The organism is Longitalea luteola, from assembly GCF_017356035.1.
In the GTDB taxonomy this organism is placed as follows: Bacteria; Bacteroidota; Bacteroidia; order Chitinophagales; family Chitinophagaceae; genus Niastella; species Niastella luteola.
This window is the reverse complement of the sequence record NZ_JAFIQX010000004.1, coordinates 520300-535607: the sequence shown is the minus strand read 5'-3', so window position 1 is coordinate 535607 and position 15308 is coordinate 520300. Positions and strand designations below refer to the sequence as shown.

The following is a 15308-nucleotide window of genomic DNA, read 5'->3' as shown; positions in this document are numbered from 1 at the left end:
CAAAGAATATATTTTCAGAAAAAATGATATCCATCATGACCGTGATTAAATTGTTAGAATGATCTATAAGCGGAATGTTTTACACAATTACATTTGTAATATGAATGAGATTCAAATAAGAGAAGCAACCATTGAAGATGCTGCATTGATAGCGGATCTGAGCAGGCAAACTTTTTATGATTCATTTGCACGTGACAACTCCAGGGAGAATATGGACAAGTTCATGAATGAAGTTTTCACCCGGGACAGCTTAATGAAAGAAGTGGGCGCTGCCGGTAATACTTTTTTATTGGCTGAACAAGATGGTGAAGTGGTAGGATATGCACGATTGCGTGAGACGACGAATCCCCTTTTAACAGAATACGGTGCGGCTATTGAGATCGCCCGCATCTATGCGGTACAAAGAAGTATTGGCAAGGGAGTGGGAAGTGCGCTGATGCAACGATGTATTGATGTGGCCAAACAAAAGAATGCCCGGGTAATATGGTTGGGCGTATGGGAGCACAATCATAAGGCTATTGCGTTTTATACAAAGTGGGGGTTTGAACGGTTCAGCGAGCATGTCTTTATGTTAGGAGACGATGCACAAACCGATTGGTTAATGAAGAAATTATTGTAAACCTATATCAGTAAACCCGCCGATGAAGATCGGCGGGAAACTTACAACAACTACACGTCACCCAAATTTCATACCGGGCATGGCAACCCGGCAAGGGTAAGGAAACACCATTAAAACATACACGGATCTAAAAAAACTTTTTTAATGAACCAACAGCAGGCGCTTGCCGTTCCACTGCGAAGGATATGTATGCGGCAAGCAGCTTAACACACAGCTAACAAGCTTCCGGCCGCGATGTTGCTACACTATGCTGAACTTAAATTTTAAGGTCCCCGTTGTGCACACTTCCTGCGCAATGCAAAGGAGGTAAAACGAGGTTGCGGTAGGGCGCCCAACATGAGCATAACGTGCAGCTTAACACATCAGCTAATAAACTTCGGTCAGCTATCACTGCACTATGCTGATTTGGATTTTAAAGCTCAATATGGACACTCCCTGCAACACCCCGGAGCACTGATTGAAAGAGTATTTTTGGACTAGCTGCAGTGCCCGCTTGCGTGAACGCCGTTCAGTCTTTCGGGAACGAGCTTATCTATAAAGGTTTTTGGTTAATGGTACGATTTCTTATTATATCATGGCTGCTTCCCTGCTTTGGAGGCCTGCCACTTTGATTATTCCATTTCAGCCAGATCTTCCGGCTGCTCAGCGGACTCGTTTTGGTGTCTTGCGCCACCACCCAGCATGAGCATTTCATTTAACACGACTTCTGTAATAAAGCGTTTAATACCGTTCTTATCTGTATACTGGCGGTGCACAAGTTTACCCACAACGGTCACTTCTTTTCCTTTGGTCAGGTATTTTTCGGAAATATCGGCGAGTTTGCCCCAGGCTACAACGTTATGCCATAAAGTTTCGGAAACTTTCTGACCATGTGCGTTGCGGTAAGTGTCATGGGTAGCGATTGAAAAACGGGCAAGTTTTTTACCTGTTTCTGTAGTGCGTATTTCAGGTAATTGACCTAAGTAACCGATCAGTTGAACTTTGTTTCTTATTGCGTACATAACCGTATTTTTAAAGATTGATAATTTTATTTCAGTCACTCGGGCGCCGTTCGATTGACAACTCAAAGATGCAACCCACGGAAAGCCATAGTCGGTTTTTAAACGTTTGTATCCGGATATAGTCGTTTGTTGTCGTTTACAAACGACTATTTTTTGTACTTTCCATCATTCAATAGCCAATTAAACCTTTGATAATGACTGTTAAAAACTGTCTGGCCTGCAACAGGCCGATTAAAGGCCGCACAGATAAGAAATTCTGCGACGATTCATGCCGGAACAACTACAACAACCGGTTAAACAGCGATGCAAACCCGGTGGTAAGGAATATCAATAATATTTTACGGAAGAACCGGCGGATACTCGAAGAATTGCTGACAGCACTTGAAAAGAAGGTGTTGGTGGTTGACCGGCAAAAGCTGGCTGAAAAAGGTTATCAGTTTGAATACTTCACCGAGCATTTTACTACCAAGGAGAACGACCAATATTATTACTGTTACGATTACGGCTACAAGCAGCTGCCTGATGAGAAATTGTTGGCGGTTAAGGACACCCGCAAAAAGACATTTCCAGGGGAGAAAAAGCAACGCCTGGTGAGGAGTGGGGAGTAGAACGGGCTGCCGTTATATCCTTTTTTGGGATGTTCAAACCATCCCTGGCGCAGTCATCGTATGAGACATTACCGAATCTGGTATCACGCGTGCCTGGCCCAGAGGTAATACTGATCTCCCTCACTTCCTCAACAACTTATTATTTACAATCTTCTCCATGATCTCTTCCTTCTGGTATTTGGAGATCGGGATCTGGTACTTGCCCACATGCAAAATGTTGCCTTCAATGGATTGAATGCCCTGGATATTCACCAGGTAAGATTTATGCGGCTGAATGAACTGGCCCGGCGGCAGTTTTTCCTGCAAAGCTTTCAGGGTGCAGTGGGTGATCAGTTTTTTCTCGGAGGTATACAGCGCTACATAGTTTTCCATCGCTTCTACGAAAAGCAGGTCATCCAGGTTCACTTTCTCCAGTCGATTATCGGTTTTAATGAACAGGTAGCCGGGCGCTGCAGCGACGCTGGCAAAGAGATCGTATGCCTTGTTGGCCGCTTTCAGGAAACGTTCAAAGGAGATGGGCTTCAAAAGATAATCCAGTACATCCAACTCATATCCCTTGATCGCATATTGTTCATAGGCAGTAGTAAAAATAACCTTAGGTGCCTGTGGAGTGTTCTTCAGAAAGTCAATGCCGGAAACATAAGGCATTTCAATATCCAGGAACAGCAGGTGGGCACGCTGTTGTTTTAATAAGGAGTTTAGCTGGATCGCATCTTCACATATACCAACCAGTTCCAGGAAGTCAATTTTATCAATATACCCCTGCAGCCCTTTACGGGCGATCGGTTCGTCATCGACAATGATGCATTTGATGGTTGGCGTCATGCTAACTGTATTTGGATGGCTGCGAAATAAGTGTTATCTTTTTTTTGGGCAGTAAATGTATGTTTGGCCGGGTATAATAATTCAAGTCGTCGTTTTAGGTTTTCCAGTCCGATGCCATGCCGGGAGGGACCGATGGCTTGCTGGTAACGTGATTCAGTAGGGATTGAATTTTCAACGGCAAACCACAGCAGGTTATCTTCTCTCCGTGCTTCAATGTTTAACTGATAGTCGCCGCCCACATATTTAAAGGCATTTTCTACCAGGGGCAGAAACAACAGGGGATACACCTGTTCGCCATTGAGTGATTTATCAAAATGCACCTGCAGTTGTAACCTGGCTGAGCTTCTTACTTTCTGCAATTCGATAAAGTTCTGCAGGTAATGTAATTCCTGTTGTATAGGCACCGTCTGTTGCTGGTCATACAACTGGTAGCGCAGCAGTTCTGAAAATTTCTCTATGCTTTTCTTTGCTTCGGCTATATTATCATCCATTTGAAAATATACTGTATTGAGCGCATTGAATAAAAAGTGTGGATGGTACTGCGCTTTTAAAAACTTAAGCTCTGTTTGCAGTTGGTCATTGGTCATTTTTTCCAACAGCAATTTGTTGTTTACATACGCTTGCAGCAATCTGTTGCTTCTTACCACCGCATAGTACACAAGACAAAACAACAAGGGTATTATATTAATAGTAGCGAAGTCGCCCCAGCTTAAGCCGTCGTCGGTCAATGCCACCATCGGAGTAACGATGGTATTGTTGATCAGTTCGGTTATGATCACTACCCACACAAGTTCCTGCAGCACTGTTTTGAAATTGATACTGTGTTGTAATCTTTTATCGAACCGTTGAAACAGCTTTTGAAATGCATACATGGTAATATAACCGGCGGCTACGACGAACACCAGTTCTATAGCTGTGATGATCCAGGCCCGCCGCCATACCCTGAAATGGGAAACTGTATCATTCAATATTCTTATTGTGATATAGATCAGTAATCCAAATAATCCGGGGAACGCATATTTCCAGAACCGTTTCATTTTTTGTAATTTACGATATTTGGATGGCTGATGGTATTGTTTCAGCCGATTTCTCCGGTGCAGCTTGTACCCCTGTTTCAACGCCCGGTTTTGTCTCTTTTTTCTTCGGTTTCATGCCAAACAGGAATCGCGTAATATCGTAGGGCCTTATCAGCAGATGATAGATACACATAATAAGGGTAAGGGAAGTGATAAAAGTGAACAGGAACTTGTTCATGACCGGTTCATTTGTCCTTATTACATAAAACACTACTATTACAATGATCGTTTGGTGCAAAATGTAAAACGGATATATAGCCTCATTTATATAGTTCTGAATGCGGTGTTTTTTATTCAGGTATCGTTTACCATACCCAATGGCGGTAAAGATCCAAAACCAGGCTGTAATGGGAAATAACGATATATACGCATAGGTACGCCAGTCGCCTCGCCAGTCAGGGATCACATTTTCAGGTTCCAGGTTATTCCACCGGATATAATTGATACAAAAAATACTCGCAAACGCCAGCAGGAATGAAGTGCGGCGATTCCTTTCGAGGCTATTCATTAACGAAGAAAAATTGACGCATAAAAAACCCGTGAATAAAAAGAAGATCCAGTATACATGCCTGCTCCAGTCATGTATAAGATCATGGGTTTCGGGGAACGACAAGTTCATACCGGTATAGGCGATCACACTGGGAACAGCCAGAAGATAGATCCATCGGCGGTTAGCGAGTCTATTGAAGAAAGCCAACGCTTCTTTACCCTGTTCACTCATCATCCATTTAAACAGTGGCGCAAACAGGATGTCGTACAAAAACAAATAAACAATAAACCAGAGGTGATGCCAGCTGAAATTACCAGCCGGGTAGGGGCCGGTAGTGAAAACAGTCGGATAGAAATCGGCAAAATTGCCTTTGAAGCCTTGTGTGAGTCTTTCCATGTAAACCTGCGGCGGCACAATGACCAGTATGCCAAAGACCAGCGGGATAAACAATCGGCGGAAGCGTAAACCCATGAAGGAGCCGGTGCTTCTTTTCAACAACATGAAATAAGTTACCGTACCGGAAATAAAGAACAACAACGGCATTCTGAAACGGCCCAGCCAGAAATTCACCTCCATGAGCAGGTTGCTCGTCTCTTTATTTTTAAGGTGCCATTCCCATTCTTCCACGAATGCCATGCCTGAATGCAGGAAGAAAACAGCTAATATCGACAGAACTCGTAGCCAGTCTAGATACGCCTGGCGGGCAGTAGCAGGTTGCATAAGGTTAATTTTCTACAAACCTAGTTGGGGACTCCCCGCCTGTAAAATTACTTTGACGTGTGGACGGTTCCGGCGGGTCAATGGACCAATCAGCGGATTTGCCAAATAGCGAATCTGTGTAAGGGCGGTACAAATTGTGCTAACGGGCCAATGGCTAGCAGGGTAGCTTTTGCTTCGGATAATTAAAAAAACAATGGTAAATCCGCCTTAAAACGCGTGAAATCCCCCCGGTACGGGGCCTTCACTATTGTTCCTGACTTTCTGTCTTTTAGACATTTAATTTATTATTGCCCGGCAATTTGTTATTATGCTCCTCAACCAATAATTTTGCCGGGTTTTAAAAACTGAATACAGAATGGCAAGATCTATCGCATTTCGCGAAGCGCTCCGCGAAGCTATGAGTGAAGAAATGAGGAGAGACGACCGGGTTTTCCTGATGGGTGAGGAAGTAGCTGAATACAATGGCGCCTATAAAGTAAGCCAGGGAATGCTGGCAGAATTTGGCCCTAAAAGAGTTATTGACACCCCTATTGCCGAGCTGGGTTTCGCCGGTATTGCGGTAGGTGCTGCTCAAAACGGTTTACGTCCGATCGTTGAGTTCATGACCTGGAACTTTGCTGTATTGGCATTGGATCAGATTTTAAACACAGCTTCTAAAATGCTGGCTATGAGCGGTGGACAAATCGGTTGTCCCATCGTTTTCCGCGGGCCTAATGGTTCTGCCGGCCAGTTAGGCGCCCAGCACTCTACAGCTTTTGAAAGCTACTATGCAAATATCCCCGGTATTAAAGTAATTTCTCCTTCCAATCCATACGATGCCAAAGGTTTAATGAAAGCCGCTATCCGCGACGAGGATCCGGTAATGTTCATGGAGAGTGAGGTAATGTATGGCGACAAAGGCGAAGTTCCCGAAGAAGAATATATCATCGAGATCGGTAAAGCCGATGTTAAGAAACAAGGCAGCGATGTTACCATTGTTTCTTACAATAAGATGATGAAGGTTGCCCTGGGCGCTGCTGCCGAGCTGGAAAAAGAAGGGGTGAGCGCTGAAGTGGTTGACCTGCGTACTATTCGTCCGCTCGACTGGCACACGATCCTGGAGAGCGTTAAAAAGACCAACCGCCTGGTGATCGTAGAAGAGCAATGGCCCATGTGTTCGGTTTCTTCAGAGATTGCTTACCGCATTCAAAAAGAAGCTTTCGACTACCTGGATGCGCCGATCCGCCGCCTCACCGCTGCTGATGCTCCGCTGCACTACGCACCCAACCTGGTTGAAGCAGCCTTACCAAGCGTTGACAAAACCGTGCGCCTGGTGAAAGAAGTTATGTACATGAAGAAATAAAAAAGGCAACGAGGCATAAAGTTATTATGGTGGGCTGCTCCTGGTGAGTAGCTCACTTTTTTATTGCTGATAAGCGAGGTAAAAACTGTGAAGCGGTGATCGTTGTAAAGGGAATGACATTCGCGGCCGGGTAACTGGTAACCCGCAACCGGTAACTGGCAACCTGTAACGAAACAAGCCTCCCGATTTACCGGAAGGCCGTTTTTGCTTGCTTTGGATATTACTAAAAAGTTCTCCGGAAATTATTTTAATAATGAAGAACATAAGGTCAGCAGACCATACATGCCTCCAAGAATAAATCCTCCTAAAAGTGCTAAACGGGTAATTACTTTGGTAAGTGACAGGTGTGACTGAACATCTACTGCAGATGCCTTCATAAGTAACGGATTTTGATTAACAATGTTTTTTCTAAAGGATATGGCTCTAAAATAATATGTATTGTTAAGCCCTGCAAGGTAGATTTACTAAGGAATACTCTTATGTGTACAGAGTTATTTACCATCGCCGCAGCTGATGCGGGGTGAATGTCCACTCGGGTGTGTAAATGAATGAGTTATCGGTCTTTACTTCGTACCAGGGGCTCAAAACCCCGTTTACCGGGTTTTTTAACAGGTGAATATTTTGCGCCGGCATATAACTTTGCGCCAGCAGGTAGATCGCTCTGCCATTGCTGTTAACGGCCATATCCATAACCATTACACAATGCCCCGGCGAACCGCCTTTGATCAAAACATCACCCGGTTGTATCGACGCAAAATCAGTTACCCGACGTAATTGCTTTTCAAGTGAGGCTGTGCCGCAAAAGCTGTACACCCTTTCAAGATAGCGCTCGAACCGGGTGCTGTCGACAGGGTTCGGACAAGCATGTTTTTTTCCACTGTTATCTGTAAAAAAGATCTCAGCATACCGTTTTTGTTCAAGCAGGTACGATGCCCGCAGGCGCATTACTGCATCGGCACACTGCTGCAGGTCTTTGTCGCCAACAGGCAGATCGAGCACCGCATACTGAGCCTGCTGGTTGCGCTTAAGCCGGCCATTGTACAGGTAAACCCTCGCATCTTTTTTAAGCGGCTGCTTACGTAACCAGGTGGCAAAAGACCGTTCGGGGTAAGTTATGCGTTTAAATCCTGCTGGCACAGGAATTTCTGCTACCGATGACGGCGTTGCAGTGAGTGTATATGGTTGAGGGCCGGCTTCATTGATATTTGTGGTTTTTCCCATACAATTAATAAGTAAAAACGGCAGGATAATTGTCGTGAGGAGGTTCCGTTGCATATCGTTACTTTTGATGAACCATGAGATGATAAAACTCTATTTTTCCATAGCTAAAGACTGTTAAACCAAATATGTCAAACATTTTAATTATCGACGACGAAAAAGCTATCCGTAAAACCCTGTGTGAGATACTTTCTTATGAAGGGTATAAGATCGAAGAGGCAGGCGATGGGGAAGAAGGGCTGAAGAAATTCAAGGAAAAAGCGTATGATGTAGTGTTGTGTGATATCAAAATGCCCAAACTGGATGGTATTGAATTTCTTGATAAGGCGCGTGAAGCCAATTCAGATGTGCCGGTGATCATGATCTCGGGTCATGGAACCATTGAAACGGCTGTAGAAGCGGTTAAAAAGGGCGCGTATGATTATATTTCAAAACCGCCAGACCTGAACCGCCTGTTGATCACCATTCGCAATGCGATGGATAAGAACAACCTGGTTACCGAAACCAAAGTGTTGAAGCGCAAGGTGAGTAAGGTGGAAGAAATGATCGGCGAATCGGCGCCCATTGTAAAGATCAAAGAAACCATTGATAAGGTAGCGCCTACCGACGCGCGTATCCTGGTTACCGGTGAGAACGGGGTAGGTAAGGAGCTGGTTGCCCGCTGGGTGCATGAAAAAAGTAACCGCGCTTCGGGGCCGTTGGTGGAAGTGAATTGCGCGGCCATCCCCAGCGAACTTATAGAAAGTGAATTATTCGGCCATGAAAAAGGTTCTTTTACCTCGGCTGTTAAACAACGTATAGGCAAGTTTGAACAGGCCCATGGCGGTACGTTGTTCCTCGATGAGATCGGCGATATGAGCCTGAGTGCCCAAGCCAAAGTATTACGTGCCCTGCAGGAAGGCAAGATAACCCGCGTGGGTGGTGACAAAGATATCAGTGTAGATGTGCGGGTGATCGCGGCTACCAATAAAGATCTGTTGAAAGAGGTGGATGAAAAGAATTTCCGCCTTGACTTGTATCACCGGCTAAGCGTGATCATCATACATGTGCCTTCACTGAACGATCGCCGCGAGGATATTCCTTTGCTGGTTGATAAATTCCTGGCAGATATCTGCGCTGATTATGGTATTCCCAAAAAAGGCATCGATAAAGAAGCCCTGGATGCACTGAAACAACATAACTGGACGGGTAACATCCGTGAATTACGGAACGTGGTTGAGCGGTTGATCATCTTATCGGGTAAAACCATCATTTCAGAAGACGTACATGCCTACGTAATTCCTAAAAGATAGTTACATGTGCCACACCGTTAAGGTGTGGCACAGATATTTGACCAATTAACTTGTTAACACGTTAATGCCTTCCTTCAGGAAGGCTTTCTTCTCCTCAATTGTCTTCAATAATCTTACGTTTTTCAGATCACAGCTGCACTGACAGGCTTCAGGCCCTGAAAAAACGATCTCCTTCTCGGGAAACATGTGAGAGAACGTTTTCAGGTATTCATGCATGTCGCATTTATTCAGGTTCGGAATGATGAGGAAATACAATTGTGTGCAGGGCTGCTGGTTGCAGATCAGCTGCAACATGTCCAACGGCACATTTTTGCCCATGTAAATCGTGGGCACGCCTTCTTTCTTCAGCATATATTGCATGAACAGCAGGGGCAGCTCCTGGCATTCGCCGCCCGGCATATCGTGGTGGTCGCCCGCCGGGGTGAATAACAGTACCCTGCGGCCACCGGTGTAAGCCGGTTTTTCCAGTCCGTCAATAGCCACCATCATTTTTTTAATGATCAGCGAACGGGCAAAATGGGCATGTGCCTGTATTACCTGGCCGTTCAGCCATAATACCCCTATCTTTTTGAGGAAAGGGAATAGCACACTGATCATGCTTTTTTCGAAACCGGCATGTAAGACGAGGTTATGGAGAATTTTATCGAACCGGGGCTGATCGAGGTCGATGGACGCTTCTGTTAATTGATTGATAAAAATTTCGTAATTATCGGTATCCGGCTTTGCCTCGAGGGCCAATCTGGCCATTTCTTCAGGCGAACAGCAGGCAATCTGGGAAATCTTGTGTCCCTGGTTGTACAGGTAGGCAATGCGTAAGAGGTGTTTCAGATCCTCACAATCATAGAAACGGTGCTTGCTTTCCCTGCGTTTGGGGCAGAAGAGGTTATAGCGTTGTTCCCAGATGCGCAGGGTATGCGCTTTAATTCCCGTTAAGTTTTCAATATCCCGGATGGAAAACAAATTCATAGTATTGTAACAAAAGGTAAGATATCACAACTAATGCAACTGGAGAAATACTGTTCATCATAAATAGCGCCATTCTGCCAAAATATAGACACTTTTTTTAGCAAATTGTTCGTTATTGCCCTGTTCCTGTGAATATTAATATGGTATTTTTGCCCGGATTTTTTATAAAACAGCCCCATAATGAGTTTACACGATCTGTTTGTTATTATACTAATATCCTTACTGATAGTAGAACTGCCAGCCTTCGGCTTAGCCAAGTTATTCGAAAAAGCCGGTATCCCATCCTGGAAAGCCTGGGTACCGTTCTATAATACCTGGGAGATCGTAAAAGCCGCCCGGTTGAAAAAACACTGGTTCTTCTGGCAATTTTTGCCGGTTGCGGGCTGGTTCATCAGCATGTGGCTGCTGGTGGAGTTCGTGAAATTGTTTGGTAAATTCAGCTTTCTCGATCATGCAGGCGCGGCGCTTTTAGGGGTGGTTTATTTCCCCTATATCGGCATGGACAAAAAGGTAAAATACCTGGGTCCCGAAGCCGTAAAAAATCACAAAAAAACGACCCTGCGGGAATGGATCGATGCCGGTGTTTTTGCCGTGGTAGCGGCTACCCTTATCAGGGTGTTTGTGTTTGAAGCCTATACCATCCCCACCGGCTCCATGGAAAAAACGCTGCTGGTGAACGATTTCTTATTCGTTAGCAAACTAAGTTATGGCCCCCGCATCCCCAATACACCGCTGGCTGTTCCATTCGTACATCACACCCTGCCTATATTTAATTCAAAATCGTACACTGAGGTCGTTCATTTGCCATACACCCGCTGGTTTGCCACTCCGGTGAAACGCAATGATGTGGTAGTGTTCAATTTTCCGGCAGGTGATACGCTCACCAAGGAACTGGATTCGCAGGACCCGTATTACGACATCTTACAAAGTGAAGAAATGCGGCAGTACCAGCAATTAAAGGGTCAAATCCCGAATGAGGCCGACCTTAAGGCGATCAGCAGGCAAAAGGCGCGGGAAATTGTATGGACAGACTATACCATTATGACCCGCCCCGTTGACAAGCGCGAGAATTACATTAAAAGATGTGTGGCCATTCCCGGCGATACCATTCAGATCGTAGATGGTATTTTATTTGTCAATGGTCAGAAAGCATATATTTCACCATCTTCTGCTACTGACTATGTGGTTACTACTGCCAATAACAGAATATTGAGCGAAGATGAATTGCGGGAAGCGGGCATACGCTTAAATACCGATGAGCGCAATCCTGATTTTATTCCTTACGGCCCGAACAGTTACATGATCAACATGACTGAATCGGAAGCCGAGATCTTGAAAAAGATCCCGGGTGTAACTGTTACCCGTAAACTGGAAAATGTAGGCGACCCCCGGATATTCCCGCGTGATACGGCCCTGGTTTTATGGAGCACGGATGAGTTCGGTCCGCTCTGGATCCCTAAAAAAGGTGTTACCATACCATTGACCCCTAAGAACATCGCCTGTTATAAACGCGCTATCAAAGTGTACGAAAATAACAGTTGGGAAGAACGGGATGGCAGGATCTTCATTAACGGCCAGGAAGCAACTTCTTATACCTTTAAAATGAACTATTACTGGATGATGGGTGACAACCGCCACCGGTCGCAGGACAGCCGCTTCTGGGGTTTTGTACCGGAAGATCATGTAGTAGGAGAAGCCTGGTTGATCTGGATGAGCTGGGATAAAGGTGTACGCTGGAACCGCATGTTCAGAACAATACATTAACGGTTACCGGTTTCCCGTTTCCGGTCACCGGGCAAAAAATTCGGTGAGCCCAATTGCCCGCAGGAGGATCGCCATGCAAGGCCTGGCAACCGGTACCCGCTAACTGGTAACCTGTAACATGCAACCTGAAACATATTTCATATCTTTAATGATCCTCCCCGCACTGTGGGGAGGATTTTTTGTCTCGTAAGGTTTAATATAAAATCAGGAATATGAAAAAAGATGAATACAGGTTTTCCTTCGAGATCTATGATTCCATAGATGAATTATCAGAAGAAGATGCGTGGTTGCTTAATGAAGCGAGGGAAGTAACGGAACATGCGTATGCGCCCTATTCTCATTTTCATGTAGGTGCTGTGGCCAAACTGGCCAATGGAGAAATTGTTGCCGGCAGCAACCAGGAGAATGCTTCTTTTCCGGTGGGCTTATGTGCCGAACGGGTATTGCTGGCTTCCGCATCATCCCTGTATCCCAAGGTGCCGATTGAATCGCTGGCGATCAGTTACCAGGCCGGTAATGGCGATAGTGATCATCCTATTTCGCCATGTGGCATCTGCCGTCAGTCGTTGCAGGAGTTTGAATCCAGGGTTGGGCATCCGATCAGGCTGATACTCGGTGGTATGGAAGGAAAAATATATGTGATACCAAAAGCAAGTTCATTGCTTCCTTTGGCTTTTACCAGTGAAGAATTGAAATGACCAATGAAACCGCATCATACCAACATACTAAAAAAGCTCACCAGTCATTTCGGCGCGGCGCCTTCTTTGTTGTGGGATCCCAGTGAGGAAGGGCCTGAAGTTGGCTGTGCTTATTTTCCGGCAGAAAAGACGGGCCGTCCATGGGGTACACTCGCAACTTATGGCATGAGCCTGCAGCCAATGGTTTTGGATGAGCGGGCAGAAGATACTGATACAAAAAGGACTGAGTTAATTGCCTATGTAAGGGAAGATGAAACAAAACTGGATGACCTGGCCAACTGGATGTGCTGGGCCGGCGCTTTTCCCTTCCTGCAGGATCCGCCAACCTACCTGGGCTGGGGGCATACGATCCATATGGGTGAGGTATTCGAAAATTCTTCGCTGACCACTTTACTCACGCTTACTACCATTGTCATTGCCGACACGGGAACCGTTTTCCGGGTTGACGATGACGATGTTTCTTTTCTCTGGCTGACCTTTCTTACCGATGCCGAGTATGCGCTGGCAAAAGAACATGGCGTAAATGCGATACTCGATCTTTTCCTGGAATATAAACATCCTGTTACATTAGACCGCAGCCGTACCAGTTATGTGTAGCTATTCTTAGATCTCCAGTTCCAGGTCTGCCGCAGCATATCCTGTGCAGGTGAGTACCAATCCCTGCTGCAGGTCTTTATCGGTTAACACTTCATTGATGCTCATGGTCACCGAACCCTTGCGGCACCGCGCGGCGCAGGTAGCGCAGCGGCCGGCATTGCAACTATACGGCAGGGAAATGCCCTGCTTTTGGGCGGCCTGTAAAATGGTGTCGGGCCAGGCAGACGTGAACCTGTGCGTTTGTTTAGCGTACTGCACAATAACGGTAAATGGGGTCGACGGCATGGTAAAGGCAGGTTTGCGCACCGGTTCAATTACAAAATGTTCCTGGCGCAGCTGTTCTTCCTGGAAACCCATAACGCGCAGGGTGAACTGTACCATCCGCATAAACGGCTCCGGGCCGCAGGTATAGAACAGGGTGTTGAGCGCATGGCCCGCCGCTGTTGTTGTCCCCACTATTTTTTCCAACAGCCAGTTGTTTAACCGTGCCGGTCTGGTATCTGCGTCAAGAGGATTGCTTAACAGGTCGATGCGAGTGAACCGGTGTGCATATTGGGCAGCCAGCTGCTGCAGTACTTTGTGATAAATAATATAACGTTCATCGCGGTTCTGATACAACAGGGTGATATGGCTGCCCGGTTCGTTGTAAAGCGCTTTTTTCAACAGGGCCAGAATGGGTGCTATGCCGCTGCCTGCCGCAATGAACCAGATATGCCGCTTTTGTGCAGGATCGGTATCAATGACAAAGCGGCCGGCCGGGGGTAAACTGCGCACGAGCGTTCCTTTTTGCCAGGTGCCCAGAATATGCCGCGATATTTCACCATTCTCTTTCTTTTTTACGGTGATGGCTATATGTTTATCGATGCCCGGCGCTGTACAAATTGAATAGGAACGGCGGATCTCATGCCCGTGACGGGTAAATAAAAAGGTCAGGGACTGACCGGCATCCCAGCTAACCGGGTTTCCATTAGTTTCTTCCAAAACATAAGTAATCGCATCAGGTGTTTCGGGGATCACCTGTATAACTTTCCACTGCAACAACTCCATGATCACGCGTTGTTGAGGTTTACTACTATGCGGCCCATCACTTTTCCCTGTAGAATGCTATCTATATAGGTGGTGTTCAATTCTTCGAGGTTTATTTCTTTTGCAATGGCTGGTAGTTTGTCTTTAATATTCCAGTCGGTAGACAGTCTTTCCCAAATGATCAATCGGGTAGCCATGGGGGTTTCGGCCGAACCTACACCCAGTAAATTAATTCCGTTCAGGATAAAAGGGTATACGGTTGAATCGAGTTTGGGCGATGACACGAGGCCGGTGCTCACGATGCAGCCTTCAGACCGGCAGCCTTTTAACAAGGTGCTCAGGGTTTCACCGCCAACCGTATCAATAGCGCCTGCCCACCTGGGTTTTATCAGTGCTTTTTTTGATGTGTCGAGCACAAATGACCTGTCTTCCAAACGGGCGGCGCCCAGGTGGCTTACGTATTCATGTGCATTGGATTTGCCGCTTACGGCAATCACCTCGTAACCCGCTTTTGCTAAAATCGAAATGGCCATACTGCCCACACCACCGGTGGCTCCGGTAACCACTATGGGGCCGGCGTCGGGTTGAAGTTTCAGCAATTCCATTTTGTAAACTGCAACAGCTGCCGTAAAACCGGCTGTACCAATGATCATGCATTCCTTCAGGGAATAGTTCTCGGGCTTTTTAACCACCCAGCTGGCCGGCACGCGAATGTACTGACCAAAGCCGCCGCAGGTATTCATGCCCAGATCGTAACCGGTGATCAACACTTCGTCGCCTACCGCGAATTGTTCATTCCGGCTGATCTCGACCGTACCCGCTGCATCGATACCTGGTGTATGCGGGAACTGGCGTGTAATGCCTTTATTACCTGTAGCCGAAAGCGCATCTTTATAGTTTAATGAAGAATAGTGTACTCGTATCAATACCTCACCGGTTGGCAGGTCGTCGATCGCCCGCTCAACAATTGTCCGCTCAAACGTTCCTGTCCTGGTTTCTGTTATCCAAAGCGCTTTAAATGACATACCTGTTATTGCTGATTTTAGGTTTCAGGAGTTTGGGATTT

At 46.0% G+C, this 15308-nt stretch carries 15 protein-coding genes; 7 read left to right on the top strand and 8 right to left on the bottom strand.

Annotation, left to right across the window (positions count from 1 at the left end; genetic code table 11):
• Nucleotides 1-100: 100 nt before the first annotated feature.
• Nucleotides 101-619, top strand: a complete 519-nt coding sequence (locus tag JUB15_RS13565) for a GNAT family N-acetyltransferase (protein WP_207513033.1) — start codon at nt 101-103, stop codon at nt 617-619.
• 611 nt (nt 620-1230) lie between these two features.
• On the opposite strand, the gene JUB15_RS13560 is transcribed toward JUB15_RS13565, so the two are convergent.
• The gene (locus tag JUB15_RS13560) at nt 1231-1620 is read right to left on the bottom strand and encodes a single-stranded DNA-binding protein (RefSeq protein ID WP_207513032.1); all 390 of its coding nucleotides are present in this window, start codon (nt 1618-1620) and stop codon (nt 1231-1233) included.
• 194 nt (nt 1621-1814) lie between these two features.
• Between JUB15_RS13560 and JUB15_RS13555 the strand changes: the two genes are divergently transcribed.
• Nucleotides 1815-2228: a hypothetical protein gene (locus JUB15_RS13555; protein ID WP_207513031.1), complete on the top strand. Its 414-nt coding sequence runs from the start codon at nt 1815-1817 to the stop codon at nt 2226-2228.
• Nucleotides 2229-2348: 120 nt separating this feature from the next.
• Here JUB15_RS13555 and JUB15_RS13550 read toward each other — a convergent pair whose 3' ends face one another.
• From JUB15_RS13550 to JUB15_RS13540, 3 genes are read right to left on the bottom strand one after another with little or no spacing between them, the layout of a single operon-like run.
• Nucleotides 2349-3053 (bottom strand): LytR/AlgR family response regulator transcription factor, encoded by a 705-nt coding sequence (locus tag JUB15_RS13550; RefSeq protein ID WP_207513030.1) that lies wholly within the window; start codon nt 3051-3053, stop codon nt 2349-2351.
• A complete protein-coding gene (locus JUB15_RS13545; RefSeq protein ID WP_207513029.1) occupies nt 3050-4090 on the bottom strand; it encodes a sensor histidine kinase in 1041 nt (346 codons plus the stop codon). The genes JUB15_RS13550 and JUB15_RS13545 overlap by 4 nt, the downstream gene beginning before the upstream one ends.
• A 10-nt stretch (nt 4091-4100) precedes the next feature.
• Complete coding sequence (locus tag JUB15_RS13540) at nt 4101-5339, bottom strand: acyltransferase family protein (protein WP_207513028.1); 1239 nt, start codon at nt 5337-5339, stop codon at nt 4101-4103.
• A 355-nt stretch (nt 5340-5694) separates the two neighbouring features.
• On the opposite strand from JUB15_RS13540, the gene JUB15_RS13535 reads away from it, so the two are divergent.
• Complete coding sequence (locus JUB15_RS13535; RefSeq protein ID WP_205511182.1) at nt 5695-6681, top strand: pyruvate dehydrogenase complex E1 component subunit beta; 987 nt, start codon at nt 5695-5697, stop codon at nt 6679-6681.
• A gap of 495 nt (nt 6682-7176) precedes the next feature.
• Here JUB15_RS13535 and JUB15_RS13530 read toward each other — a convergent pair whose 3' ends face one another.
• Nucleotides 7177-7956 (bottom strand): DUF4846 domain-containing protein, encoded by a 780-nt coding sequence (locus tag JUB15_RS13530; protein WP_207513027.1) that lies wholly within the window; start codon nt 7954-7956, stop codon nt 7177-7179.
• A gap of 71 nt (nt 7957-8027) precedes the next feature.
• On the opposite strand from JUB15_RS13530, the gene JUB15_RS13525 reads away from it, so the two are divergent.
• Nucleotides 8028-9191, top strand: a complete 1164-nt coding sequence (locus tag JUB15_RS13525; protein WP_207513026.1) for a sigma-54-dependent transcriptional regulator — start codon at nt 8028-8030, stop codon at nt 9189-9191.
• Nucleotides 9192-9236: 45 nt separating this feature from the next.
• Here the strand turns inward: JUB15_RS13525 and JUB15_RS13520 are convergent, their stop codons facing one another.
• On the bottom strand, nt 9237-10157 hold the full coding sequence (locus JUB15_RS13520; protein ID WP_207513025.1) for a MerR family transcriptional regulator: 921 nt from the start codon (nt 10155-10157) through the stop codon (nt 9237-9239).
• 180 nt (nt 10158-10337) lie between these two features.
• On the opposite strand from JUB15_RS13520, the gene JUB15_RS13515 reads away from it, so the two are divergent.
• The 3 genes from JUB15_RS13515 to JUB15_RS13505 all read left to right on the top strand — a co-directional run bounded on the left by JUB15_RS13515 (nt 10338) and on the right by JUB15_RS13505 (nt 13216).
• A complete protein-coding gene (locus JUB15_RS13515; RefSeq protein WP_207513024.1) occupies nt 10338-11921 on the top strand; it encodes a S26 family signal peptidase in 1584 nt (527 codons plus the stop codon).
• Between the two features lie 212 nt (nt 11922-12133).
• Nucleotides 12134-12619 carry a cytidine deaminase gene (locus tag JUB15_RS13510; RefSeq protein WP_207513023.1) on the top strand — a complete coding sequence of 162 codons (486 nt, stop codon included), beginning with the start codon at nt 12134-12136 and terminating at the stop codon, nt 12617-12619.
• A gap of 3 nt (nt 12620-12622) precedes the next feature.
• Nucleotides 12623-13216 (top strand): suppressor of fused domain protein, encoded by a 594-nt coding sequence (locus tag JUB15_RS13505; protein ID WP_207513022.1) that lies wholly within the window; start codon nt 12623-12625, stop codon nt 13214-13216.
• A gap of 6 nt (nt 13217-13222) precedes the next feature.
• On the opposite strand, the gene JUB15_RS13500 is transcribed toward JUB15_RS13505, so the two are convergent.
• Nucleotides 13223-14263, bottom strand: a complete 1041-nt coding sequence (locus JUB15_RS13500) for a flavin reductase family protein (RefSeq protein WP_207513021.1) — start codon at nt 14261-14263, stop codon at nt 13223-13225.
• A gap of 2 nt (nt 14264-14265) precedes the next feature.
• Entirely contained in the window at nt 14266-15267 is a 1002-nt protein-coding gene (locus tag JUB15_RS13495) for a YhdH/YhfP family quinone oxidoreductase (protein WP_207513020.1), read from the bottom strand.
• Nucleotides 15268-15308: the final 41 nt, after the last annotated feature.